The sequence below is a fragment of the Pedobacter sp. genome, from assembly GCF_965279535.1.
Taxonomy (GTDB): domain Bacteria; phylum Bacteroidota; class Bacteroidia; order Sphingobacteriales; family Sphingobacteriaceae; genus Pedobacter.
Genome location: NZ_OZ257244.1, coordinates 3,034,132 through 3,059,857 on the forward strand (window position 1 = coordinate 3,034,132; position 25,726 = coordinate 3,059,857).

General features: G+C 38.2%; 26 protein-coding genes and 1 pseudogene. 12 read left to right on the forward strand and 15 right to left on the reverse strand.

The window, feature by feature from the left end:
• Positions 1-3: 3 nt before the first annotated feature.
• From ACQY77_RS12205 to ACQY77_RS12220, 4 genes are all read right to left on the reverse strand, one after another.
• The gene (locus tag ACQY77_RS12205; protein WP_421941866.1) at positions 4-204 is read right to left on the reverse strand and encodes a helix-turn-helix transcriptional regulator; all 201 of its coding nucleotides are present in this window, start codon (positions 202-204) and stop codon (positions 4-6) included.
• Positions 194-658, reverse strand: coding sequence for a hypothetical protein (locus ACQY77_RS12210; RefSeq protein ID WP_421941865.1), 465 nt, complete (start codon positions 656-658; stop codon positions 194-196). Before ACQY77_RS12210 ends, ACQY77_RS12205 begins: the two co-directional genes overlap by 11 nt.
• Before the next feature lie 121 nt (positions 659-779).
• Entirely contained in the window at positions 780-1,307 is a 528-nt protein-coding gene (gene rimM / locus ACQY77_RS12215) for a ribosome maturation factor RimM (RefSeq protein ID WP_421941864.1), read from the reverse strand.
• Between the two features lie 175 nt (positions 1,308-1,482).
• On the reverse strand, positions 1,483-2,043 hold the full coding sequence (locus ACQY77_RS12220) for a 30S ribosomal protein S16 (protein ID WP_421941863.1): 561 nt from the start codon (positions 2,041-2,043) through the stop codon (positions 1,483-1,485).
• A 146-nt stretch (positions 2,044-2,189) separates the two neighbouring features.
• On the opposite strand from ACQY77_RS12220, the gene ACQY77_RS12225 reads away from it, so the two are divergent.
• Both ACQY77_RS12225 and ACQY77_RS12230 read left to right on the forward strand, forming a co-directional pair.
• The gene (locus ACQY77_RS12225) at positions 2,190-2,711 is read left to right on the forward strand and encodes a 5' nucleotidase, NT5C type (protein ID WP_421941862.1); all 522 of its coding nucleotides are present in this window, start codon (positions 2,190-2,192) and stop codon (positions 2,709-2,711) included.
• 104 nt (positions 2,712-2,815) lie between these two features.
• Positions 2,816-3,142 (forward strand): heavy metal-binding domain-containing protein, encoded by a 327-nt coding sequence (locus tag ACQY77_RS12230; RefSeq protein WP_090879621.1) that lies wholly within the window; start codon positions 2,816-2,818, stop codon positions 3,140-3,142.
• 369 nt (positions 3,143-3,511) lie between these two features.
• Here the strand turns inward: ACQY77_RS12230 and pfkA are convergent, their stop codons facing one another.
• The 4 genes from pfkA to ACQY77_RS12250 all read right to left on the reverse strand — a co-directional run bounded on the left by pfkA (position 3,512) and on the right by ACQY77_RS12250 (position 7,563).
• The gene (gene pfkA / locus ACQY77_RS12235) at positions 3,512-4,495 is read right to left on the reverse strand and encodes a 6-phosphofructokinase (RefSeq protein WP_421941861.1); all 984 of its coding nucleotides are present in this window, start codon (positions 4,493-4,495) and stop codon (positions 3,512-3,514) included.
• Positions 4,488-6,182 (reverse strand): protein-disulfide reductase DsbD family protein, encoded by a 1,695-nt coding sequence (locus ACQY77_RS12240; protein ID WP_421941860.1) that lies wholly within the window; start codon positions 6,180-6,182, stop codon positions 4,488-4,490. Before ACQY77_RS12240 ends, pfkA begins: the two co-directional genes overlap by 8 nt.
• 147 nt (positions 6,183-6,329) lie before the next feature.
• Entirely contained in the window at positions 6,330-6,779 is a 450-nt protein-coding gene (locus tag ACQY77_RS12245) for a protein-disulfide reductase DsbD domain-containing protein (protein WP_421941859.1), read from the reverse strand.
• A 7-nt stretch (positions 6,780-6,786) separates the two neighbouring features.
• Positions 6,787-7,563, reverse strand: a complete 777-nt coding sequence (locus ACQY77_RS12250; RefSeq protein WP_421941858.1) for a biotin--[acetyl-CoA-carboxylase] ligase — start codon at positions 7,561-7,563, stop codon at positions 6,787-6,789.
• A gap of 44 nt (positions 7,564-7,607) precedes the next feature.
• Here ACQY77_RS12250 and rsfS point away from each other — a divergent pair, with 44 nt between their 5' ends.
• The 7 genes and pseudogenes from rsfS (at position 7,608) to ACQY77_RS12285 (ending at position 13,007) form a co-directional block, all read left to right on the forward strand.
• On the forward strand, positions 7,608-7,982 hold the full coding sequence (gene rsfS, locus ACQY77_RS12255) for a ribosome silencing factor (RefSeq protein ID WP_421941857.1): 375 nt from the start codon (positions 7,608-7,610) through the stop codon (positions 7,980-7,982).
• A gap of 28 nt (positions 7,983-8,010) precedes the next feature.
• Positions 8,011-10,110, forward strand: coding sequence for an ATP-dependent zinc metalloprotease FtsH (ftsH, locus tag ACQY77_RS12260; RefSeq protein ID WP_421941856.1), 2,100 nt, complete (start codon positions 8,011-8,013; stop codon positions 10,108-10,110).
• An 84-nt stretch (positions 10,111-10,194) separates the two neighbouring features.
• A complete protein-coding gene (locus ACQY77_RS12265; protein WP_421941855.1) occupies positions 10,195-10,839 on the forward strand; it encodes a LutC/YkgG family protein in 645 nt (214 codons plus the stop codon).
• A gap of 66 nt (positions 10,840-10,905) precedes the next feature.
• Positions 10,906-11,214, forward strand: coding sequence for a nucleotidyltransferase family protein (locus tag ACQY77_RS12270; RefSeq protein WP_421941854.1), 309 nt, complete (start codon positions 10,906-10,908; stop codon positions 11,212-11,214).
• Positions 11,201-11,542 (forward strand): DUF86 domain-containing protein, encoded by a 342-nt coding sequence (locus ACQY77_RS12275; protein ID WP_421941853.1) that lies wholly within the window; start codon positions 11,201-11,203, stop codon positions 11,540-11,542. Before ACQY77_RS12270 ends, ACQY77_RS12275 begins: the two co-directional genes overlap by 14 nt.
• A 76-nt stretch (positions 11,543-11,618) precedes the next feature.
• Positions 11,619-11,732: pseudogene (locus ACQY77_RS12280) on the forward strand (LUD domain-containing protein); the annotation flags it as partial.
• A 198-nt stretch (positions 11,733-11,930) separates the two neighbouring features.
• Positions 11,931-13,007, forward strand: coding sequence for a 3-oxoacyl-ACP synthase III family protein (locus ACQY77_RS12285; RefSeq protein WP_421941852.1), 1,077 nt, complete (start codon positions 11,931-11,933; stop codon positions 13,005-13,007).
• Here the strand turns inward: ACQY77_RS12285 and ACQY77_RS12290 are convergent, their stop codons facing one another.
• From ACQY77_RS12290 to ACQY77_RS12310, 5 genes are all read right to left on the reverse strand, one after another.
• Positions 13,008-14,492 carry a tetratricopeptide repeat protein gene (locus tag ACQY77_RS12290; protein WP_421941851.1) on the reverse strand — a complete coding sequence of 495 codons (1,485 nt, stop codon included), beginning with the start codon at positions 14,490-14,492 and terminating at the stop codon, positions 13,008-13,010. It lies immediately after the preceding gene.
• Between the two features lie 205 nt (positions 14,493-14,697).
• Positions 14,698-15,444: a zinc ribbon domain-containing protein gene (locus tag ACQY77_RS12295; protein WP_421941850.1), complete on the reverse strand. Its 747-nt coding sequence runs from the start codon at positions 15,442-15,444 to the stop codon at positions 14,698-14,700.
• The gene (locus tag ACQY77_RS12300; RefSeq protein WP_421941849.1) at positions 15,444-16,541 is read right to left on the reverse strand and encodes a Nif3-like dinuclear metal center hexameric protein; all 1,098 of its coding nucleotides are present in this window, start codon (positions 16,539-16,541) and stop codon (positions 15,444-15,446) included. The genes ACQY77_RS12295 and ACQY77_RS12300 overlap by 1 nt, the downstream gene beginning before the upstream one ends.
• A 239-nt stretch (positions 16,542-16,780) precedes the next feature.
• The gene (locus ACQY77_RS12305; RefSeq protein WP_421941848.1) at positions 16,781-17,149 is read right to left on the reverse strand and encodes a TM2 domain-containing protein; all 369 of its coding nucleotides are present in this window, start codon (positions 17,147-17,149) and stop codon (positions 16,781-16,783) included.
• A 4-nt stretch (positions 17,150-17,153) separates the two neighbouring features.
• Positions 17,154-17,456, reverse strand: coding sequence for a DUF2752 domain-containing protein (locus tag ACQY77_RS12310; protein WP_421941847.1), 303 nt, complete (start codon positions 17,454-17,456; stop codon positions 17,154-17,156).
• 251 nt (positions 17,457-17,707) lie between these two features.
• Between ACQY77_RS12310 and mfd the strand changes: the two genes are divergently transcribed.
• Positions 17,708-21,046, forward strand: coding sequence for a transcription-repair coupling factor (gene mfd, locus ACQY77_RS12315; protein WP_421941846.1), 3,339 nt, complete (start codon positions 17,708-17,710; stop codon positions 21,044-21,046).
• Between the two features lie 105 nt (positions 21,047-21,151).
• A complete protein-coding gene (locus tag ACQY77_RS12320; protein ID WP_421941845.1) occupies positions 21,152-21,364 on the forward strand; it encodes a DUF3820 family protein in 213 nt (70 codons plus the stop codon).
• A 60-nt stretch (positions 21,365-21,424) separates the two neighbouring features.
• Here ACQY77_RS12320 and ACQY77_RS12325 read toward each other — a convergent pair whose 3' ends face one another.
• Positions 21,425-22,141 carry a DsbA family oxidoreductase gene (locus tag ACQY77_RS12325; RefSeq protein WP_421941844.1) on the reverse strand — a complete coding sequence of 239 codons (717 nt, stop codon included), beginning with the start codon at positions 22,139-22,141 and terminating at the stop codon, positions 21,425-21,427.
• Between the two features lie 131 nt (positions 22,142-22,272).
• On the opposite strand from ACQY77_RS12325, the gene ACQY77_RS12330 reads away from it, so the two are divergent.
• Positions 22,273-22,920, forward strand: a complete 648-nt coding sequence (locus ACQY77_RS12330; RefSeq protein WP_421941843.1) for a hypothetical protein — start codon at positions 22,273-22,275, stop codon at positions 22,918-22,920.
• 52 nt (positions 22,921-22,972) lie between these two features.
• On the opposite strand, the gene ACQY77_RS12335 is transcribed toward ACQY77_RS12330, so the two are convergent.
• Positions 22,973-25,666: a M14 family metallopeptidase gene (locus ACQY77_RS12335; protein ID WP_421941842.1), complete on the reverse strand. Its 2,694-nt coding sequence runs from the start codon at positions 25,664-25,666 to the stop codon at positions 22,973-22,975.
• Positions 25,667-25,726 lie beyond the last annotated feature (60 nt).

The window sequence follows — 25,726 nt, forward strand, 5'->3', positions numbered from 1 at the left end:
AGCCTAATCACCTTCCTCCAGTTCAAAAATTTCATCAACCGGCTTTCCAAAAACCTTCGCCATTTTTAAGGCCAATACAGTAGAAGGAACATACTTGCCCGATTCAATGGTATTTATAGTTTGCCTTGAAACCTGAATGAGGTCAGCCAGCTCAGCCTGGGTAATATTTTTTATAGCGCGTTGTACACGGATACTATTTTTCATCAGATACTCCTTCCTTTCTAAACCGATATAAGCTATAATTAAATCTAACGAGAAAAATAATTGGAATAGTCCATATGTTATAAACCAGGATCATTAAAAATGCAATACCGTAAAAACTGAAATTTATGATTAAAAGCACAATATAACTTACCAGCACAGCCCATTGCAAACTTTTTAATCTAAGCACTCCAATATATTCGTCCTCTATCTTTTCTTTAGAGAAAACAATAATAAGCAACCCTAATGTAACACCAAAAATTGCAAGCTCATTTGTTAAATTATAATCAGCAAAACTAAACGGTGAATCTTCCCCATTATTTGGCAAACGGTAGATTTGAAAGTCAGGGATTCGAAATTCATTGTATAAGCAAAAACATCCTAAGAGTACAGATGCTAACAATACAACCCAACCCACTACTTTGTTGCGGTTTGGAATCAAAAGCGAATTTTTCATATCAAGTTTTTTTTACCAAATGTAAAGTATTTTTGATATAAATGTCAAGTATCTTTTACTAAAAGATTGTTTTATTTTACAAAAACCCTCTTAACACTACCTGCAAGCAAGAAATTATTTTTTAATTAGAGAGATAAATATCCAGCAAACCTTCTGGTAAATCCAGGCTTAACACCTTTTCCTCATCGTCAATTTCGACAATAAAGTCTTCATTTAGTGGAAAAAGAATTTCAGTTTCCCGGTACATTACAGTAGCCACAAATTGTTGTGGATATTCATTCACCTCCAGGATCTCGCCTAATTCGCCAAGTGTCTCGTCAACCGCCGTAAAACCTTTAAGATCAGTATAGAAAAACTCATCCTCATCACGTTCAGGCATTTGGGCCAACGGAAGGTAAAGTTTCTTTTTAAGAAGGGGTTGAGCCTTATCAATGTGGTCAACATCATCAAAATTAAAATAGCCTGTTTTATTGGTCTGCAGTTTCGCTGAGGCAACAAAATAAGGAACGAGTTTACCATTCATATCCGCAAAAACGACATCAAAATCCAATTGTTCGTAATCCTCAAATTCAAAGAAAATCTGAACTTCCCCTTTTAAACCCCTCGTTTTGGTAATATAACCTACGTAAAATGCTTCTTCGTGTTTCATACTGTTAGTGGGAGGAGAGGTTGTTGAATGTATTATTGTTATTGCTAAATTGTACAACTGATAACTGTAAACCGCAAACTGATAATTGCGGACAGATAACGGATAAATTTCTTTAAAATAGAAATAGCGTTCGGAAAAATCCTGAACGCTATTTACTGCGATAGAATAAAATAAATTATTCTGCGCCTTCTTCTTTAGTTGCTTCAGCTGCAGGAGCTTCTTCAGTTGCCTCAGCTTCAACAGCTGGAGCTTCTTCTTCAACAACTTCTTCTGCAACTGGTGCATTTTTAGCTGCGATAGCTGCTGCTCTGTCTTCTTTTTTCTTAGCTTCTGCTGCTAAAGCTGCTTTACGCGCCTCAGCTTTTGAAGTTGCTAAACCTTCTGTTTTACCAGAGATTTTACCAGCTTTTGCATCTAACCAAGCTGCAAATTTTTCATCTGCCTGTTCTTGAGTTAAAGCACCTTTTTTAACACCACCTTCTAAATGTTTTTTGTATAAAACACCTTTGTAAGAAAGGATAGCACGGGCTGTATCCGTTGGCTCAGCACCATTGTTAACCCAGTTTAAAGCTTTTTCGAAGTTAATTTCGATAGTAGCAGGATTGGTGTTTGGATTATAAGAACCTAAACGCTCAATGAATTTACCATCACGTGGTGAACGAGAATCTGCTACCACTACGTGGAAAAAAGGTTTACCTTTTTTACCGAATCTTTGCAATCTGATTTTAGTTGCCATTTCTTAAGTTTATTTATGTATTCAACATAGTTCCCGGAGCTTCGTACTGCGGGGCTGCAAAGATAACTAAAATACTGGAAATTAAAAACATAGTTTAATTTCTTTGTTTTCGGGATATTTGCCAGCAAAATTTTTGCTGATACAAAATGGAAAGAATTGCTATTGACATGGATGAGGTGATTGCCGATGCCCTTGCAAAATTTATTAAACTCTACAACCGCGATTACAACATTCCGCTTGATTTAAAGATAGATGCCGGAAATGAAATTTATCACCATGTTCCCGAAGAGGTAAATCAAAAATGGTTCGAGTATATTAACGAACCCGGTTTTTTCCGTGATTTAGATGTAATTCCGGATAGTCAAAGGGTGATTAAAGCCCTCCAGGAGAAATACGATGTCTACATTGTTTCTGCAGCCATGGAGTTTCGAAACTCATTAACAGATAAATACGACTGGATGGCAGAGCATTTCCCTTTTATAGACTGGCAGCACATCATGTTCTGTGGGAACAAAATTGTAAAGGCCGACATTATCATCGACGATAGAACGAAGAATTTTGTCAATTTTGAGGGCAGGCCGCTTCTATTTACCTCGCCACACAACCTGTTGGTTACCGAATTTGAACGCGTAAATACCTGGGAAGAAGTGGCCGGGCTATTGCTTTAAACCGCCGGAGTTAAAAAAATCATCAACAAACTCCGTTTAAATCTCAACCAAACCGTGTAACATTTAATGCCTTATTACTTCTAATAAGAAAAAACAATTAAGCTATGTTAGTAACCACAACGCCTTCTGTTGAAGGTAAAAAAATAGTAAAGTATATTGGCCTGGTAACGGGTGAAACCATTATTGGCGCAAACATTTTTAAAGATCTGTTTGCAGGTATTCGTGATATTGTTGGCGGAAGATCTGGTTCTTACGAACGTGTATTACGCGAAGGAAAAGACATTGCCGTAAATGAAATGCAACAGTATGCTGCAGCAATGGGCGCAAATGCTATAGTGGGGGTAGATTTAGATTACGAAACCGTTGGAACGGGTGGAAGTATGCTCATGGTAACCGCTAGTGGTACTGCTGTGGTAATTGAAGATATTTAATATAGAGACTTTCATACTTGTAATTTCGATTTAATCTGTCATGTTGAGCCTGTCAAACGCAATTATTAAATGTCCTTCGACAAGCTCAGGATGACAGCAAAACAAATAGAAAATCAAATGTCACGTTGAGCCTGTCGAAACGCAATTTAAACGTCCTTCGACAAGCTCAGGATGACAAAAAACAATAGAAAATCAAATGTCACGTTGAGCCCCTCGAAACGCAATTATTAAACGTCCTTCCACAAGCTCAGGATGACAACAAAATAAATAGAAAATCAAATGTCACGTTGAGCCCCTCGAAACGCAATTATTAAATGTCCTTCGACAAGCTCAGGATGACAATCGATATTTATTATACCATCTCTTTTATTAGAAAGAAAGAATATCCATTAGTTTTAACCACCTGGTACTTACCTTTTCTGCATCAATGTGTTTGATAGCATGCTCGAAAGGAGTAAAGGTTACTTCCTGATTAACCAAACCAGCCATTTTACCGCTTTCTCCTCTTACCAAACCCTCTACAGCTGCAACACCTAATCTGCTTGCCAACACCCTATCCATACAACTTGGTTTACCTCCGCGCTGGATATGTCCCAAAATGGAAACCTTGGTGTCGTAGTGCGGATATTTACTTTGTAAGATTTCGCCTACTTTAAAAGCCCCACCTGCATCATCACCTTCAGCTACGATAATAATTTTTGATGCTTTATCCTTACGACTATGCTCCAGTTTATGGAGTATATCATCAGCATTCATATTGGCTTCAGGAATCATGATAGCCTCTGCACCAACACCAATACCGCTTCTTAAGGCGATTAAACCAGAGTCGCGGCCCATAACCTCTACAATAAAAAGCCTGTCGTGAGATTCTGCTGTATCCCTGATCCGGTCTACAGCATCTATTACCGTATTGATTGCAGAATCATAACCAATCGTAAAATCCGTACCCACCAAATCGTTGTCAATAGTACCCGGCAATCCAATAATGGGAAAATCGTGCTCTTTTGAAAAAACGTTAGCACCGGTAAAAGTTCCGTCACCACCAATCACAACCAATGCGTCAACACCGCTTGCTTTCAGGTTTTCATAGGCCAATTGCCTTCCCTCTACAGTTCTAAAAGCTTCACTACGTGCCGTTTTTAAAATTGTTCCCCCCCTTTGTATGATGTTGGCTACAGATTTTCTATCCATAGGGATAAAATCATTGTTGATTAATCCTTCGTAGCCCCGGATAAACCCGGTTACTTCAATGTCGTAATAAATTGAGGCCCTTACAACAGCCCTGATGGCAGCATTCATGCCGGGGGAATCACCACCAGAGGTTAAAACCCCTATATGTTTTATCTTATTCATTCTTTTTTTTCTGGAAAGCTGCCTTTCCACTGTCTAAAAATTTAATGTAATTTTCAGGATTATAATCGGCTCCTTGAGGCGGTACCAAAACATTTCCCTCACCATCAACAATTACATACTGAGGCTGTGAATTGCTATTAAATGTTGAGGCCTGAAAATCACTCCATTTTTTACCAATAGTATTAATCTTCTTATTACTAAAAGTAGAAACATATTGTTCTGATTCTGGCAGTTCTGTTTTGTCGTCAACAACCAACTCTGCCATCACAAAATCATTCTTTAATCTTTGTGCTACTCCCTTATCAGACCAAACATTGTTTTCCATTTTACGGCAGTTAACGCAGTTCCAGCCTGTAAAATCGATTAATACGGGTTTTCCTAGTTCCTTTGATGCCTGCTTGGCTTGTTCAAAATCGTAATACGGATCGAACCCTTTTGGTGTAAGTCTGTGAAATATTTCAGCATATTTTTTCTCCTTGGTAGAACTGCCTCCCGAAGCTGATGGCTGAGCAGCACTAATATTATTGAGATCAAAATCTTGAGTGGCGGTAGGAGGTAGAAAAGCACTTATCGATTTTAATGGTGCGCCCCACATTCCAGGAATTAAATAAACAACCCAGGCAAAAACAATTATAGCCAAGAATGTTCTTGGAACAGATAAATAAGGCAAATCACTGTCATGAGAGAATTTAAGTTTGCCTAATAAATAAATACCCAAAAGTGCAAATATTGCAATCCAAATTGCTAAGAAAACCTCACGATCCAGCAAATTCCAGTGGTAAGCTAAATCTACATTAGATAAAAATTTAAATGCAAATGCTAATTCAATAAACCCTAGTACGACCTTAACACTATTCAACCAACCTCCTGATTTAGGAAGTGATTTTAAAAGAGAAGGGAATAAAGCAAACAATGCAAAAGGAATTGCTAAAGCCAAAGAGAAACCGAACATTCCTATCGCCGGACCTAAACGGTCCCCTTTTGATGCTGCATCTACTAAAAGTGTTCCTATTAGCGGTCCAGTACAAGAAAAAGATACTAATGCTAGACTGAAAGCCATAAAGAAAATGCCTACTAAACCTCCCTTATCTGATTTAGCATCAATTTTATTAACGAACCCGCTTGGCAAAGTAATTTCAAAAGCACCTAAGAATGATGCTGCAAAGACAACTAGCATCAGAAAAAAGAATGCGTTGAAAATACCATTTGTTGACAAGGCATTTAAGGCATCGGAACCAAAAGCAATGGTAACGAGCATACCCAAAGCAACATAAATTACAATAATTGAGATGCCGTAAATGATCGCTTGACCAACAGCCTTACTTTTACTCCCTGCCTTTTTGGTAAAAAAACTAACCGTTAAAGGAAGCATTGGAAAAATACAAGGCATAAGAATCGCTGCGAAACCAAATAACAATCCTTTGATAAAAGTTTCCCAAAGCGTTAATTTTCCTGATTCAGCTTTTGAAACCGATGCTCCAACGGCCTTTACCGAATCTTTTTTAATGGTATCCTTTACTATGTTGTTGGCAGCACTGTCTGCTGTAGATCCAACTTCTGTAAACTGGATATCATCCGGAGGGGCGGACACCGAAGTGGTGTCTTGTGCTACCAAAGCGTAGCTTTTAACCACAGGCAATGCAAAAAACAATGCTGTGATCAGTGTTAGTAATAAAACCTTTTTCATTTGTGTGTTTGTGTGTGTTTTAGGGCGTGAAAATAAGAATAATTTTATAAAGCAACCTGTTAAAAACTTCTTACCACTACAGATTTTACTTTAAACAGAAACAGCCACTCTTTTGGAGCGGCTGTTTACTAACTGTTTTATTCAGAATTACTTAACTGGTATGCTAAATTCAACTTCTTCCGGTGGAAGACATTGTCTGTCATTACAAACCATATATTCTACTTTTCCTTTAACGGTTGTTGTTCCCTTATTTAACTTAACCTTTTGCTGAAATATCACGCTTTTTTCAAAATAAGCAACATTCATTTTAAAAGTATCCTCAAACTTTACAATCGCCTTAGGCTCAGCTGTTTTACCCACCAATGAAAAATCTTTTGAAGGAGAAAATGTGAAAGTTGTTTTAACCGGCCCACCGTCTTTAACATTTTGCGAATAGATATGCCATCTGTCTTCGATGGTTGCCTTTAAATAAAGAACCGCTTCTGTTTTACTTACTTTCTTTGCTGCATATGACCAGGTAACCGGTTTTTCTATTTGAGCAAAGGCTCCGGCAACGGAAAATAATACCGTAGCCAATAATAAAGTGATTTTTTTCATTGTGTGTTTATTGTGTGTGTATAAATTCTATTTCTTTGAAATTGAAGACTTGAATGCCCGCTCTTGTTTCTACTATCAGGCGTCCATCTTCTTCTACTCCTTTTATTATGCCTTCAAAAATCTCTCCACTCCGTTGGTAAGGAGCTAATATATTGAAGTTATATAATCTTTTCAGGTAATCCTTCTGTAAAATATCGTATTTACCTGATTTCAAAATTAGGTAGTATTTTTCCATAAACACGAATATTTTCTCCATAATATCATTTAAAACGACCTCCTTATGTAAAATTTGAATTACTGATGTCGCCTTTTCAGATAATTCCGAAGGAAAATCTTCCTGATTAATGTTTAATCCAATGCCAATAACAGCTGATTTTAAAGACACGCCTGTCAGCGTATTTTCAATTAAGATGCCACCAAGTTTCTTCTTGTTATAATAGATGTCGTTTGGCCATTTTAGTTTAATCCCGTTGGAAATAAATGTCGACAAAGCTTCGCAAACAGCTATACTAACGGCCATATTTAAATAAAACTGTTTATTTAATGGCAAAAATGTGGGTCTTAAATAAATACTGGTACTGATATTTTTTCCCGGCGCAGTTACCCAAACGCTGGTTTGCTGACCTCTTCCTGCATATTGATGGTCTGCCATAATTACAGTCCCTTCTGCTAATGGCTCGGAATTTGACGCCATTTTTTTTAAAAAGTTATTAGTAGAATCAACTTCTTTTAATTTGATAAAATTTTGACCAACAAATAGTGTCGAAAAAGTGTTATTTTGCAAGGGTTGAATTTATAATATTGTAATTCCACAATTAAAGCATTTTAATGGTAAAAAAGAAAATAGTAGCCCTTTCTACATACCTTTCTGAACTTGCCGTACATGGTATTCAGGAAAAAAAGGGGGAAGATATTGTGCGGTTGGATCTTAGACAAATTCATTCATCTGTAGCAGATTATTTTATTATTTGCAGTGCCAACTCAGGTACTCAGGTGAAGGCAATTGCCGACAGTGTAGAAAAAGAGATATATAAAAATACACAGGCAGACCCTCGTCATAAGGAAGGGTTTGAAACAGCGGATTGGATTATCTTGGATTATTTTGATGTGGTTGTGCACATTTTTAAAACCGAAAAGCGCCATTTTTATGGCATTGAAGAACTGTGGGGAGATGCTGAAAGCACAAATTTTCAGAGCGCTTAACCACAAAAGAACCATTTGATCAAAAGAAATGAACGATAATCAAAATATCAACGAAAACAAAAAACAGGGGAAAAGATTACCCAACATTCCCAAAAAGCCACAAAAAGGCTCCAAGTTTAATATTTTCTGGGTTTATGCTGCAATCATTATTGCTATTGTGGCAGCACAATTCTTATTTACAGGAGATGGTGGCAAAGAAATAACCTATCCGGCATTTGAAAAAATGCTCCTTGCCGGCGATGTAGATAAGGTTATTGCCTATAAATCAGACGATCTGGTTAAAGCAGAGGTATACCTTAAAAAAGCCAGTTTAGAAAGCAAGCCAGAATATAAACAATTCAAAAGCACCAGTTCTTTTAATATGAACCAGGGACCAACGGTTTATTTTAACGCGGGTACCATGGATGGCTTAGACAAGCAATTAGTAGAATCTCAAAAAGACTTACCAACCAAACTTGTCGCAGAAAAAACAAGTAGAAGCAATCCTCTGGCAAGCTGGTTCTTAAGTATTATTTTACCGGTTTTATTACTCATCGGATTCTGGATTTTCATGATGCGCCGCATGGGTGGTGGCGCTGGCGGTGGCGGTCAGATTTTCAGTATTGGAAAATCTAAAGCGACATTATTCGATAAAGAAAGCCAGGTGAACATCACTTTCAACGATGTTGCCGGATTAGAAGAAGCGAAAACAGAAGTAATGGAAATAGTAGATTTCCTAAAAAACCCTAAAAAATACACCAATCTGGGTGGTAAAATCCCTAAAGGTGCCCTATTAGTAGGTTCTCCTGGTACAGGTAAAACCCTCTTAGCTAAAGCGGTAGCGGGTGAAGCACAAGTTCCTTTCTTTTCTCTTTCGGGATCAGATTTTGTTGAAATGTTTGTTGGGGTAGGAGCTTCACGCGTACGTGATTTATTTAAACAGGCAAAAGACAAAGCACCATGTATTATCTTTATTGATGAGGTAGATGCCATTGGGCGCGCACGTGGTAAAAATAGCGTAATGGGAGGAAATGATGAGCGTGAAAACACTTTGAACCAGTTGCTAGTAGAAATGGATGGTTTCGGAACAGATTCAGGTATTATTATTCTTGCTGCGACTAACCGTCCTGACGTATTGGATTCTGCTTTATTAAGACCAGGTCGTTTTGACAGACAAATTTCTATTGATAAGCCAGATTTAGTAGGAAGAGAGCACATTTTCAATGTTCACCTTAAGCCAATCAAAACGGCACCTGAGGTTGATGCGAAAAAATTATCGGCTCAAACACCAGGTTTTGCTGGTGCTGAAATTGCTAACGTTTGTAACGAAGCAGCCTTGATTGCTGCACGTAGAAATAAAGAAACGGTTGATATGCAGGATTTTCAAGATGCGATTGACCGTGTAATTGGTGGTTTAGAAAAGAAAAATAAAATCATCTCTCCGGAAGAGAAACGAATCGTTGCTTATCATGAGGCTGGCCATGCGATTGCTGGTTGGTTCTTAGAACATGCCGATCCATTGGTGAAAGTATCGATTGTTCCACGTGGTGTTGCGGCTTTAGGTTACGCGCAATATCTTCCAAAAGAGCAGTTTTTGTATACCACAGAGCAATTAATTGATGGAATGTGTATGACTATGGGTGGCCGTGTTGCAGAAGATATTACCTTTGGTAAAATCTCTACGGGTGCTCAAAACGATTTGGAGCGCATTACCAAGTTATCATATGCTATGGTTACCATCTATGGTATGAACAGTAATGTGGGTAACGTTTCTTTCCATGATCCTCAAAACGAATACAACTTTAACAAACCATATTCAGAAAAAACAGCTGAAATGATTGATGTTGAAGTACGTAAACTTATCGGTGATGTGTATTCAAAAACTAAAGAATTATTAATCGATAAACGTGATGGTCTGGAAAAACTTGCTCAAAAACTTTTAGAGAAAGAAATTCTATTCCAGGCAGATTTAGAAGAGATTTTAGGCAAACGCCCATTTGATAGCCGTACTACCTATGACGAGTTTGTGAATGGAACAGGCGATCAGTCTCCGGCTGCCGAAGGTTTAATTCATGATGGCGTAGGAGATGCTGATATCAATCAGGAAGTTACCGGATTAAAACCAGCTTCAGAGAAAGAGCAGAACTAAGATGTGCATCATTGCATATCAAAACAATTATATCTAAGTTTGAAACCTTGAACCTAAAAAATTCAAGGTTTCATTTTTTTTACGATGAAAGAAAATACTACGGCAAAAGAGCAGATGTTAAAGAAGATAAGGAAAGCACTCCTGGAAAAGCGAGAAAATCCCTATCCTAACTTAGAAGAAAGCCCTTTGTATATTAAAAATACGGAAGCCCTCGAAATACTATTCGCAGAACAACTCATGGCTGTTTCGGGAAACTTCATTTTTTGTGAAGATGGTATAGACTTTATTGAAAATATGCTGCATTTAGCAGATAAGTTTAAATGGAGAAAAATATATTGCTGGGAGCCTGAACTACAGAATTTCCTTTCCAAATACGAATTCCCTTTTTATCAAACCGACAAAGATTTTGAGCAGGCTGAGGTGGGTATAACGCTCTGTGAAGCACTTATTGCCCGTAATGGTAGTGTTATGGTAAGTAACCAGGGTGCGGCTGGCAGAAGGCTTAGTATTTACCCTCATCACCATATAGTGATTGCCAGAACCAGTCAGCTGGTTTTAGACCTGAAAGATGCTTTTGCATTATTGAAACAAAAGTATGGAAGCCAGATCCCGTCTATGATCAGTAACATTACCGGACCGAGCAGAACTGCCGATATTGAAAAAACATTGGTTTTGGGTGCACATGGACCTAAAGAGCTTTTTGTTTTCCTGGTGGATGATTTTAGTTAACGATGATCTTTATTTTAAGTACTATCATAAGGAGATTACTTAAATAGCAATACTTATATTTGTTGTATGGCTGCTGTAATAAATAAACAAACTTTAATAACCCGACTGAAAAGCAATAGTGGCAAACTTAAATCTTTTGGCATTGCTAAGTTGAGTATTTTTGGTTCTTTTGTTTCCGGAAAACCAATGGCTGAAAGTGATGTTGATTTCTTGATTGAGTTTCTACCTGAAAAGAAAAATTACGATAATTTCATCAATCTATCTTTTTATTTAGAAGAACTTCTTGGCCGTAAAGTAGAAATTGTAACGCCACAATCGTTAAGTAAATATATTGGTCCTCATATTTTAAGAAATGCCGAATATGTTGCCCTCTAATATAGAATTACTTAAGCATCTTTTAGACGAAACCACATTCATCTTAAATGCAGTTGTCAAAAAAAGTGATGAACAGATTGTTAACGACCCTATTTTATCTAGAGCAATTATTAGAAGCTTAGAAATAATTGGAGAAGCAAGCACTAAGATAGATGAAGAATTTAAATCAATTCATCCACACGTCGAATGGCGAAAAATGTCGGCCACAAGAAATAGATTAATTCATAATTATTTTGGAGTTGATTATGATATCGTGCTAGATATTATTAAAAACAAATTGCCAAACCTAAAGATTGATATACAGCAGATTGTGGATAATCACGTTTAGTCATAGCCGCGTGTATAAGCGTTTCTATTCAATATAATTCCAGGGAATGAGATGAAACATTTTTTTATCCATTATTGTAATCAGTAACATTACGGGACCTAGCAGAACTGCCGATATTGAAAAAACATTGGTTTTGGGTGCGCATGGACCTAAAGAGCTTTTTGTTTTCCTGGTGGATGATTTTAGTTAAAAAATAACGATAAAAGCGACAACATTTATTTTAACCATCCGGAAAATTCCTTTATCTTTTCGGGATATATCTGACGAAGGGGCTGGTTTTAATTTACAGTTCAAAATATTCTTCAGTAAAACCATTTTAAATTTCCTTTTCTGATTTTTTAACCATAGTTTTATACTACATACCGTTTTAGTATGTGGTATTATAATTATGAGCACAACAATTAATACGGTAATTAGCGGAACCGGCAGCTATATTCCCGAAAATATTATCTCTGGGAATGAATTTCTAAATTCTACCTTTTTTGAGAATGGGAACCTTCTGGAAAAGGAGAACGAAGAAATTATCAGTAAATTCTCTGAGATTACTGAAATTGTAGAACGACGCTATGCCTGTCCTGAATTATTGAGCAATCACATTGGTGCCAAAGCTGCAGAAAAAGCAATTGAGGACGCCGGTATCGATAAAGAAACCCTTGATTATATTATTTTCTGTCATAACTTCGGCGATATTCGCCTAAACAGCAACCGTACAGACATCCTTCCATCTTTAGCCGCTAAAGTGAAACAACAATTGGGCATACAGAACCCTGATTGTGTGGCTTACGATTTGATTTTCGGCTGCCCAGGTTGGGTTCAGGGCGCCATTCAGGCGGATTATTATATTAAAAGTGGTGATGCAAAGCGGGTAATGGTGATTGGTGCAGAAACACTAAGCAGAATTATCGATCCGCATGACCGGGATAGCATGATCTTTTCTGATGGTGCCGGAGCAGTTATTTTCGAAGGTAAAGAAAGCGCCGATAAAAAAGGAATCTTATCGCATAAAACCGAAACCCACGCCCTGAATTATGCCAATCTCCTCACCATGGGGAAGGGCTCTCATCCAGAAGAAACGAGTGGTAATTATTATCTTAAAATGAACGGCAGAAAGCTATATGAATTTGCCGTTGTTCAGGTTCCACAAGTAATAAAAAAAGCTATTGACAAAGCTGGTTTAAGCGTAGAGGATATAAATATTGTATTTGTTCATCAGGCGAATGGAAAAATGGATACAGCCATCATGAAGCGCTTGTTTAAACTCTATGGTAAAGATACCGTTCCGGATAACCTGGTACCCATGACCATCTCCTGGTTAGGGAACAGCTCTGTTGCTACTGTGCCTACGCTTCTAGACCTTGTTTTAAGGGCTCAGGTAGAAGGATATCAGGTTAAAGCGGGCGATGTAGCCGTTTTCGCTTCAGTGGGCGCAGGCATGCATATCAATGCTTTTATCTACCGTTTCTAGTTAGTTTAATCGCCTTAATCCGGCTTTTGCCTGGCTTTCAATACTGTTTTCATACTCATGATTTTTCATTGATATGGCCGTATTGAAAGCCTCTTTTGCTTTTGTCTTATTTCCCTTTTTCTCGTAAACCTTACCCATTTGTAATGCCGCATTGGCCGCAAAATAATATTTGAGATTTTTACCCTGATTTACCGCAGCCTGATAAGAAACCAAAGCCTGATCATCTTTACCTAAATCATCATTAATCCGGCCTAAACGATAGTTAAATTCCGTTTTGTCTTTATCGCTATCAAAATCTGTGCTTTTCTTTTCTGCTAAGAGCTGAGCAGCTCTTGTTAAATACCCACCATCAAACAAAAGCCTGGCTTTTAACAACTCTACTGGTGAGGCCGGAGCAGCAGCTTCATTTTGCGCCTGCTTATCTTTTTCATTATAGGTATATCCCGCATTCATGGTTTTGGCTATGTAAGCAGAATAGCCATTTTTATCGCCACTGAGCAGTGAAATCCAGGCCAGGTGAAGATTAGCGTCTTTGATATAATTAACGCCTTTATTGGTCTGCAAAAATCGATTAAAAGAAGTTGCGGCAGTTAAATCTAATTTATTAAGCCTGGCTACCCCTTCTAAATAATCCAAATAGGGGAATGACTGGTAAACCCCGCCTTCAGGTTTCTTATTTAAAATAGAAATGGCTTCGTCTGTGTGCCCGTTTTTGATGCAAACATAGCTCTGCAAATAACTTTTCAGCAAGCTGGTGTCAGCTATCCGCTCAGTATACTTCATGGTTTTGGCGTAAGCAGATGAGCTGTGGGCTACATCAGTAAGCACGTAAGCATAATAGAATACAACCTCTTCATAAAAAGGTTCATATGATGATTTTGGAAGATTATCTGTTAGTTTTTCCAACATATTTAAGCCGTTCTGCAGATTACCTTTTAAACCGAAGGTAGAAAGAGCACTTTTCAATCCACCATCAGGTAAATTGCCAATTACGGCATTAATTAAGCCTAAGCCTTTTAAATTCAGGTGAAAATTGGGAAATTTCTTTGTATTCTCCTGAAGCTGGTTGTTTGCTTTGCGGATTTCCATGGCTGCATTAAAATACTCTCCATACCTGCCGCGAATCAAAGCCCATTGCAAATTGATCTCTGCTTGCGCATATAAATAGTAGGGGGAGGCTTTGTCGTCATCACTGATGCGATCTAATCTGGTAGACTTATTTCCCTTTAACCTATCAAAATCGGCTTTACTTTCAGATGTAATCAGCGTAAAATAATCTACATAGTTCTCTAATAATGGAATGATGGAATTATTGGGCCTGAGCTTTTTTTCTGTAGCAATGTAGGCTTTTGCATTGCCTAACTTAAGATCGAAAATACTCCTATATGCGTTTAAGCAATTATTGTTAAAATCGAAATTAGCGAAAAGGTAATTTGGCGCAGAAAAAAGAGCAATAAGTATTAATAAACGCAGGCTTTTTATCATTAGGATGAAAGTATAATATATCCCATAACATTTGGGTAGAAATTCACATTTAACAAATATCTACATTAAACGCTTAAATCATATTCTTGTTTTGCTGAAAAAATTAAAATTTGCGGGCATTACATTCAACTGATAAAACCTCATCAGCACTAAAATAAAAAAGGCCCTATTCTTCAACAGGGCCTCCTATATTTTTCAATTTTGATTATTGTGCTTCAGCTACTTCAAGCGTTAAAGCTTCATCAACCAAAATACGTCCGCAGTGTTCGCAAACGATGATTTTTTTACGTTGACGGATATCTAACTGACGTTGAGGTGGAATCTGATTGAAACATCCTGAGCAAGAATCACGATCGATGGTTACTACAGCTAATCCGTTAATTGCATTTTTGCGTAAACGTTTGTAAGCCACCAATAAACGCTCTTCAATTTGAGGCTCTGCAGAGTCTGCTTTTTTCTGTAAAGCATCTTCTTCTTTTTCTGTTTCAGCAGTAATTACATTTAGTTCTGCTTTTTTAGCATCTAAATCTTTCTTTCTACCTTCCAAATCAGCTAAAGCTGCTTCATAAATTTCAGTTTTTGAAGTAATTTCGAAACCATGTTCTTTAATTTTCTTCTCTGAAACCTGAATATCCAGTCCTTGAATTTCGATCTCTTTAGTTAAAGCATCATACTCACGGTTGTTTTTCACTTCCTTTAACTGCGAATCATATCTTTTGATATTCGCCTGAGCATCTTTGATTGTATTTTTACGGGTTACGATTGCATCTTCCAAATCGTCAAGTTCATTCTTGATCTTCTGGATTCTGGTTTCTAAACCTTGCACATCATCCTCAAGGTCAGCTACTTCCATAGGAAGTTCACCTCTTACCTGACGTATTTTATCAATTTTAGTGTGGATATTTTGTAATTCGTATAAAGCTTTTAGCTTTTGTTCTACGGTTTGTTCCATTAAAACAAGTAATTTATGGGGTTTGTATTTTGCTCCGTTAAACGGATTGCAAAGTTAGTAAATTTTTTTTGAATAATTTCAAGCAATAAATTTGAGGTAAATTGTTCAGTTTCAAAGTGTCCGATGTCTGCAATCACTATTTTTTCTTCTGCATCAAAAAACTCATGATATTTGAAATCTGCAGTGATAAAAGCATCGGCCCCGGCAGCAAGCGCCTCCTTCAGCAGAAAACTACCCGATCCACCACAAACGGCTACCTTTTTTATCCTTTTAGGAATTAAGTCGGTATGCCTAACTACTTTCGCCTGCATTCTGTCCTTAACCAGGTGCAGGAAATCGTAACCATCCATATCATATTCCAGCCAGCCTACCATGCCCGATCCCACCATTTCATGCTTGTTTTCTAATTTATAAATGTCATAGGCAATTTCCTCGTAAGGATGATTTTCAAAGAGCGCAACCAAAATCTTTCTTTCTGCCTGCACGGGGTAAACCATCTCGATCCTAATTTCAGATTCATGGTGCTGAATACCTTTTTCTCCTACGAAAGGGTCAGAACTTTCGTTTCCTTTAAAAGTCCCAAAACCTTCGGCATTGAAACTACACTCGCTATAATTACCAATATTCCCTGCTCCTGCATAAAACAATGCCGATCGCAATTGCTCTGCCTGTGCATGCGGACAATAAGTAACCAATTTTTTAAGAATTCCGGCTTTCGGCGATAGCACCTTAACTCCCGTAAGGCCCAGGCGCTCACAAATGCGCGCATTTACACCGGTATGTACACTATCTAAATTGGTATGGATGGCGTAAAGCGCAATGTTATTTTTAATGGCTTTTAGCACCACCCGTTCTACGTAGTTCTTACCATTGAGTTTCTTAAGTCCTTTAAATACAATGGGATGGTGGGTTATAATAAGGTTACAACCTGTATTAATAGCTTCATCTACAACCCTTTCTATACAATCTAAAGCCACCAGCGCCGCCCTGATCTCCATATTTGGATCGCCTACAATTAAACCTGAATTATCGTAATCTTCCTGATAGTTAAGGGGCGCAATACTTTCTAAATAATGGGTTATCTCCGCTAATTTCATGGTATAAATATATAAAATTTGGCTTACAAAACTCTGCTAGGGGAATACAGAAGCTATCGAAAATATGATCATTTTACAGGTTTCTGCGCCGCAGACCGCTGTTTATAAACCTGATAGAAATGAAAAGCCCGCAAATCCGATTTTCATCGGGTGCGGACTTGTAATGTATAGCAGGGCTGACATTCAGAAAATGCAAGCAACCGCTTTTCTAAATAAATGGAATCACCTTTTGTTGTTGGTTACTGAAATCCACCCATTCTTACCATTTGCAAGCTTTCGAAAACCATCTTCTGGTTGTGTTCAAAAGCCAGGCTTTTATGATTAATTACATCGACAATTGAACCTATGAAACATAACCCGATTGTAAAAAGGTATAGGATTCCCATTCCCACCTGTCCAACAATGAAGCGTTGTAATCCTGGCACAACAAATAAACCTATTAAGCAGAACATTAGCATGTCTGAAGGGTTTTTACGCTTGCTGCTGTAAACCATCAAGAAGTTGCGCAATTGTTGCTCGGTTAATCCGGCTGTTGCTTGTTGTAAGTAAGAGTATTCTTCTGGCGTTATGCCTGGTAACGACATTAGGGGTGATTGAAAGATATCCATGATATTATGTGTTGATAGTTATAATTTTTAATTTATTAAAGTTTCTTACGAGTGTTATAATTCTGTGCATGATAATCAGTATTGCCGGGAAACCCAGCCAATGTTCCTTAAAGCTATTGGCAAATTCTCCATGTAAAATTAAACTGATCGACCGCCCTAAACCACATCCCGGACACCAACTTTCAAAGCCCAAATTAGCCAGCGGGCATAATGAAAAATGATGCTCATGTGCATTTGCCGTTGCCAACAACACTAAAGCCGATATCCAGAATAAAAGTTCTAGCGGAAAGGATTTAATGTATTTCATGTTTCAGTTTTTATATATTTTAGAAACTTTTGTTAAGGCTTTGTTACGGAAATAAGCTATTATTCGACGAAATGTAAAAAAAGCTCGACAAAATAACGGAATACCTCGAACAAACACCCCATGCCTTAACTTTTAATTTTTAAGATGTGGTATTGGGGGCTTCCAAACCTTTATTGCATTTTGTGGTTAAATTAATAACATGATTACAATTCTTAAAAAATCAATTAAGAAATAAACCTTAAATTTGCGCCTTGAACATCCGCGATTTAATAAACAGATACAAAACAGACGAAAGGGTAACTGAATTTACCAAAACGTTAAATGGATCCAAAAACCCTAAAATACAATTAAAGGGCCTGGTCGGATCCGCTGATGCTATTGTAGCGCTGTCATCTTATTTTTTACTGCATAAACCCATCTTATTTATTTTTCCCGACAGGGAAGAGGCGGCTTATTTCCAGTCTGACCTGGAAAGCGTTTTAGATAAGCAAGTATTGTTATTCCCTTCTTCTTATCGGAAATCATTTGATTTTACGCAGGTAGACACAGCTAATGTGCTGGCCAGAGCTGAAGTGTTAAATGAGTTGAACCACGATTCCGAATTTGGTAAGATAGTGGTATCTTATCCGGAAGCCATTGCTGAAAAAGTTATCGATCGCTCTGCGCTGGAAAAAAACACCCTGGAAATTGCAGTTGGTGCAAAATTAGGAATCGACTTCATTAACGAGTTCCTAATTGATTATGATTTCGATCGCCGTGATTTTGTTTATGAACCGGGGCAGTTTTCAATCCGGGGGGGCATTGTTGATATTTTTTCCTTTTCTTCAGATTTACCTTACCGAATCGAATTTTTTGGTGATGAAGTAGAAAGTATCCGGAGTTTTGAAATTGAAAGTCAGCTTTCTGTAGCCGATGTTAAATCATTAACCATTGTTCCCAACGTACAGGCTAAGTTTCTAACCGAAAGCAACATCAGTATCCTCGATTACATTGATCCTGATACGCAACTTTGGTTTAAGGATGTAGAATTTACTCTGGATATTGTTAAAGGAGGTTATAAAAAAGCTGTTGAGCTTTGGAAAGCATTGCCTGCAGCTGATAAGAACCAAAACCCAGAATGGATTGATCCGAAATTTGCTTTCACTGACGAGAAATTGTTGGGTGATCATCTTCAGGATTTTCCACTGGTAGAGTTCGGCAAGCAGTTTTTTTATCGAACCGATAATTATTTTGAGTTTGAAACTAAACCTCAACCTTCGTTTAATAAGGATTTCAATCTCCTCATTCATAATTTAAAGGAAAACGAAAAAGAGGGAATTGTAAACTTTATTTTTACTGATTCGGCTAAGCAAATCGAACGCTTATACGCCATTCTTGATGACATTGATAAAACCGCCAAGTTTACTCCTGTAAACAGCATGCTTCGCGAAGGCTTTATTGATCCAAAGATTAATATTGCTTTCTATACCGATCATCAGATCTTTGATCGTTATTATAAATACAAACTTAAAAAAGGTTATCAACGCAGTCAGGCCATTACTTTAAAAGAGCTTCGCGAGCTCAAACCGGGCGATTTTGTAACCCATATTGATCATGGTATAGGTAAATATGCTGGTTTAGAAAAGGTAGAAGTAAACGGCAAAACACAAGAGATGATTCGATTGGTGTATGCCGACAATGACCTGCTTTATGTAAATATTAACTCTTTAAACCGTATTGCCAAGTACAGCGGAAAAGAGGGCGGACCGCCAAAAATGAACAAACTGGGCACTGATGCCTGGGATAAACTCAAAAAAACTACTAAAAAAAAAGTTAAGGACATTGCCCGGGACTTAATCAAATTATATGCCCTGAGGAAAACCCAGGCGGGTACCGCTTTTTCTCCTGACGGCTATTTACAGACCGAACTCGAGGCATCTTTTATATATGAAGATACTCCCGATCAGTTAAAAGCAACACAGGATGTTAAAAAGGATATGGAATCGCCGCATCCTATGGACCGCCTGGTTTGTGGTGATGTAGGTTTTGGGAAGACTGAAATTGCCGTTAGGGCTGCTTTCAAGGCTGTTGCCGAGGGGAAACAAGCTGCCGTTTTGGTCCCAACAACCATTTTAGCGCTGCAGCATTTTAAAACTTTCTCTTCTCGGTTAAAGGAATTTCCGGTTAAAGTAGATTACATTAACCGTTTTAAAACCAGCAAGCAAATTAAAGATACGTTGGCCGAAGCTGCTGATGGAAAGGTAGACATCCTGATTGGTACGCACCGGTTATTGAGTAAAGATGTAAAGTTTAAAGATCTGGGCATCATGATTATTGATGAGGAACAGAAATTTGGTGTAACAGCTAAGGAAAAACTTAAAGCCCTGCGGGTTAACGTAGATACACTTACTTTAACTGCAACTCCAATTCCAAGAACACTGCATTTCTCTTTGATGGGCGCACGCGATTTATCAATCATCAGTACACCACCTCCCAATCGTCAACCGGTTAACACTGAGCTCCATGTTTTTAATGATAAGTTGATACAGGAAGCCGTTCAGTTTGAATTAGATAGAGGCGGTCAGGTCTTTTTTATCCATAACCGGGTAAACGATCTGATGCAGTTAGGCGGATTAATCCAAAAACTGGTTCCAAAAGCAAGAATTGGTATTGCCCATGGGCAGCTAGACGGAGATGCCCTCGAAGATGTAATGCTCGATTTCATCAATGGAGAGAAAGATGTGCTGGTAGCCACAACGATCATTGAAGCAGGGTTAGACATTCCAAATGCGAATACCATCATCATCAATCACGCGCATATGTTTGGCCTGAGCGACTTACACCAAATGCGCGGACGTGTTGGCCGAAGCAATAAAAAAGCTTTCTGTTACCTGCTTTCGCCGCCACTTTCTACGCTTACATCCGAAGCCAGAAAAAGACTTAGCGCTATTGAAGAGTTTTCAGATCTTGGAAGCGGGTTTAATGTAGCCATGCGTGACTTAGATATCCGCGGTAGCGGAAATTTATTGGGAGCTGAACAAAGTGGTTTTATTGCAGAGATTGGATTTGAAATGTACCACAAGATTTTAGACGAGGCCATACAGGAGCTTAAAGAGGCAGAATTTAAAGGCTTGTTTGAAAATGAACCAGCCAGACCTTTTGTAGGCTTTACCCAAGTAGATACCGACCTTGAACTGTATATTCCCGATGCCTACATTACCAATATTACTGAACGATACAACCTTTATACAGAACTCTCCAAACTGGAAAACGAATCTGAGCTGGCTGTTTTTGAAAAGCACCTTGCTGATCGGTTTGGTCCGGTTCCTCCACAGGTTAAAACTATGTTAAGTGTGGTTAGGCTGCAATGGTTAGGAAAAAAATTAGGGTTCGAAAAAATCAGTTTCAAGAAAAACAACCTGCGTGGTTATTTCTTAAGTGACAAACAATCTGCTTACTTCGATTCAAATACCTTTACCAAAATTTTAACTTTTGCGCAAAATCATCCTAGAATGTGTAACCTTAAAGAGGTTAAAAATACTTTAAGAATCGCCTTTGATCACATTAATACTGTAGAAGAAGCCATTCAGACTTTAGAATTGATAGATTAAAAAACGTTAATTCGGTCAGTTCGCTGACTGAATTAATGTTTTTAGGTTATGTTAAAGCCACATCACCTTTTAATTGACTAGAAACGCCCTAACCTTTATAGCCGAATGAATCCAGAATTATTACTCGAATTGGTGCGCATGCCCATGCCTTATGGCAAATATAAAGGTTGGTTAATTTGCAATTTACCTGAAAACTATCTCTTATGGTACAAAGATAAAGGCTTCCCAAAAGGAAAATTAGGTGATTTAATGGCCACCATGTTCGAGATTAAAGTTAACGGCTTGGAATATCTCTTAACACCTTTAAAAGGAAAATAGCTTTATCCAATTGACTGAAAAATCAAGTGGGCGTGATCCGCGTAATCTGCCGAAACCAGTTTATATCTCACAGCCATGCTCATCACAAACGGCATCATCATTTTTGTTTAAAGAAGTAATCGTGGTTTTTGGCTGGCTAGCCTTCCATTCCTGGAAACTTTGGGTCAATGCCTCTGTAAATGCCTGAACTGGCTGAGCACCTGAAACGCCATACTTTCTGTCCATTACAAAGTAGGGCACACCACGAATACCTAAATTCTGACTTTCATAAATATCATAACGAACGGCTTCTGCATACTGGTCACTATTTAGCATAACCGCCGCTTCGGTGGCATCTAAACCAATTTCTTTGGCAACTTCAAGCAATACGGCATCTTCACCAATATTTTTGCCCTGAACAAAGTGTGCCTCGAACAATTTCTCTTCGCCAGTATTTTGAAGGTTATGTTTTGCAGCCAAATGAATAAGGCGATGGGCATTAAAGGTATTGGCCGGTATATTGTTGTCAAAATTAATGGTTAAGCCCGCATTTGTAGCCATATCTGCCACTTGCTGGATCATTTGTTTTGCATGTTCAACAGATATCCCCTTACTGCGTGATAAATAATCGTAAACCTTTTCGTTGCTGGTATTATGGTATTCCGGATTAAGTTGATAACTCTTCCAGTCTATTTCAATTTCATTTTTAAAAGGCAGCTTTTCCAGCGCTTGTTCAAAATGATGTTTTCCGATATAGCAAAACGGACACATCACGTCCGACCAAATTTCTACTTTCATTGTACAAAGGTAAGGCTAACAGGCTCAAGCAAAGTAAATCAAAAGTAAAAAGGCTTAGTTAAAATTTATCGTAAATTTTTTCAACTTCGTCGAAATAACTTATTTTTGAATTTATCAAACAAAAATTTATAATGAAAAAAATCTTATTAATGCTCTTCATTGCTGGTATCGGCATGACCGCACATGCGCAACTCGAAGGATCGAAACAGATATTCGAGAGTCCTAAGCTCAATGCAGAAAAAACAAATCACAAACTGGTTGCCATCTTACCTTTTAACACCAGAATTTCTTACAAGAAAATGCCTAAAAACTTCAATGCTGAAGCCAATAAAGAGCAGGAAAAAACGATGTCTAAATCAATTCAGTTTAGCATGTACACCTTTTTATTAAGAAAGGCCAATAACTATACTGTTGAATTCCAGGAACCGGATAAAACCAATATTTTGTTAAAGAAAGCTGGAATTGTTGACAAATTAGATGAAATGACTAAAGATGAGATTGCTAAAGTTTTGGGTGTTGACGCCGTTTTAGGTGGAAGTTTCGAAACAGAACAATCTAAATCTGAAGCAGGCGCAATAGCCTCAGCTGTTTTATTTGGCGGCCTGGGTGGTAAAACTGGCACAGGAACCTTAACACTAACATTGAATAGTGGCACTTCTGGTGACCTGCTTTGGCGCTTTTTCAAAACCATGAACGATAACATTACTACCTCAACAGACGATCTTGTTGAGCACATGATGAGAAAAGTTTCGAGGAACTTCCCTTACTCAAGATCATAACACTAAGTTATACATAAAAAGAGGGCGGTTAACCGCCCTTTCTTTATAATAGTTACTTATATAACTGGTTAAAGATCAGCTTAAATGTCCCATGCGTTTGGGCTCTAAAAGCAATCTCTGGCCCATAGGCAAGAAGTTTTCCCTTTCCAACGCTGGCTTCAAATGCAGTTACCCCATCCTGGAGATAAGCTTGACCCCATGCCCAACCGCTTCTTAAAGGCGTTGCAGATTCAAACCACATCAAAGGTTTAATTTTATTGGTAGCAATTGCATCACCTGTTAATTTAAATACCGGGCTATTATCGAAATATACATCTGCTTCTTTTTCCATGCCCCACGTTGCAGGCGATTTTGTATCAACAGATACATTTAATACGCTGCCAGGAACATAGTACTTCTCGTTTACCAGGCGCTTTTCCTGACCATTAACAATTTCTACCATAGCATTTCTAACTGGTAAACCTAAATGATAGGCTAAACTTGTACTGCTACCAATTGTAAGGATATTTCCTCCATCCAACAGAAATTTTTTCAATTGCGGGATAGATTGATCGAGGGTTATTCTTCCTAATCTATTTTTGAATTCAGCAGGAACTTCGTCTGCATTTGGTGTTGCCGCTCTTCCGCCAAAGCCACCTGGCTGAAGACCAGGAATCGCTCCGCCAACAAAAATGATCACATCGTATTTCGATTTTAAGTTTCCTGCATCAATATCCTGAGGGTAAATAACAGTGGCGTTATAGTGATACTGTTCCATGATAAAACGCATCCAGCCTGAAGCCATAGAGCCTCCATAAGTATCCCAAAGGGCAATCCTCGCCAAAGAAATTTTTGTCTTATCTTTTGGCAATGCTGTTGCTTTTAATTTAACATTTGCTTTTTCCAGGATAGATTTTCCGGTAGATGAAACATAAAAATCTCCATTTTCAGCAGAACGGTAAACATCAACTTTATTCTTCAGTAAATCATTTACTGTTGTGTAAGAATCATTCTGTGCCGCGCTGAGAACATAACTTGCTGCCGAAACAGGTTTATATTCCGGAATCAACAATTTCCCGTAAGGATTGCGTTCAAAAGGACCATCGAAGTTTTCCAAAATCCTATCGAATTTAACATCCATAAGGTAAGCTAAAGTCCAGCCTGCGGCATCATACGGCGGTATTGGCGCACCTCCTTCATACTTAAAGTCATTAGGGTGATCTTGCGGTTCAAACATATCTAAAACGTGTGGGCGGAAAGCCTGATCTGTTTTTACCACATAGCTTCCGGCAGGGTATTTCTTACCCGCCACGCTGAAGTTTGCAGTTGCTTTTTGAACCACTATCCCTGTTCTGATTAACGCATTTAAAAACTTGATCGCAGAATTAAAATCAGCCTGATCAGCAGAGATGATATAACCTCTCGGATCTCTGTTTGCAGGTAACTTCATCACCGTATCGAAATATTGATTGCTCATAGCCGGCCTTTGTCCGTATTCCGATTCTCCCGCAGAAGCAGAAGCACCAGCCTTTTTCGCCGCATTGTTAATTGCTTCTATTTTCTTAGGAGAGAAAGACCAGGTGTCCGTTTTTCCTCTATCAATAGAATTTTTTCCCATCTGATAAATATTAAATAACAATTCATCCCGATGGCGTTGCGCATAATTTAAAACCGCATAATTAAGTGAAACGGAATAATCTATAGAATTTTTAAAATACCATTTTCTTGGGGTTACCGGATTGGGTGAGTCGCTATTTGGCAAGAGTCTCGATGGTACTAAAGGAATGTCTGAAGGTGTTGGACTACCAACGATTTCTGTTAGCAAACCAATCATGTTGTGGAAATAAGTTGTTGTTCTTAAGCCACCATTATACCAGGTAGAGAAAACTGATCCACCTCTTTGCGTGTAACCCGGTTTACCTTCCACATTAAGTCGTGTATGCATAGCCGCACCAACAGCATCCAGGCTCGTTAAGAGTGTTGGATCGAAAACATAGTTAAAAGGATCGCGATAAGGAGGCCCTGCCACAACAGTACCTGCAGGACCTGCTTGATGATGGTTATACATAATCTGTGGTAACCACTCAATAAAAAGCTGTCTTCCTATGTTTTGTGTTTCTTTAAGGTTCAGCATAAAAAAGTCACGATTATTATCATGCCCGGCATATTTTTCATATAACCGTGGTAATCCGGATAAGGTACGTTTGCTCTGGTCCTTTTGCCTCATGTACCAGCTGGTAACCAGTTCTTGTCCATCGGGATTAGCATGGGTAAAAAGGATAATTACATTGTCCAGAATTTTCATGGTTTCAGGATCTGTTTTAGAAGCAAACTCGTAAGCAGTTTGAATCAATTGGTGAGCACCAACCGTCTCAGTGGCATGAAGGCCTCCGTCTATCCAAACTACCGCTTTTCCCTCTTGCGAGAGTGATTTGGCTTGTTCCGTGGTAATTTCGGCATGAGCCAATTGCTGCGAGATCTCTTTATACCGTTCCAGCTTTTGAATATTTTCTGGTGAAGACACAATTAACATATATTGGCTTCTACCTTCTTCCGTTTTTCCAATATCCACCAATTTTACTCTTTTGGAATGTGTTGACAGTTTTTTAAAATAGGCTTCTGTTTGAGTGTAGGTTGCCAGTTGGTAATTCTCTCCGATATCAAATCCAAAGTGAGATTTAGGGCTGGGCACTTCCTGAGCTGCAGCAGAAAACCCAACCACCAGAAAAAAAATAAATGAGAGCTTTTTAAGGTAGTTTTTGATCATAATAAGTTTAGTTTATTGGATAAACCAAATATAATATAGATTATCAGCTGTAATTCGCTT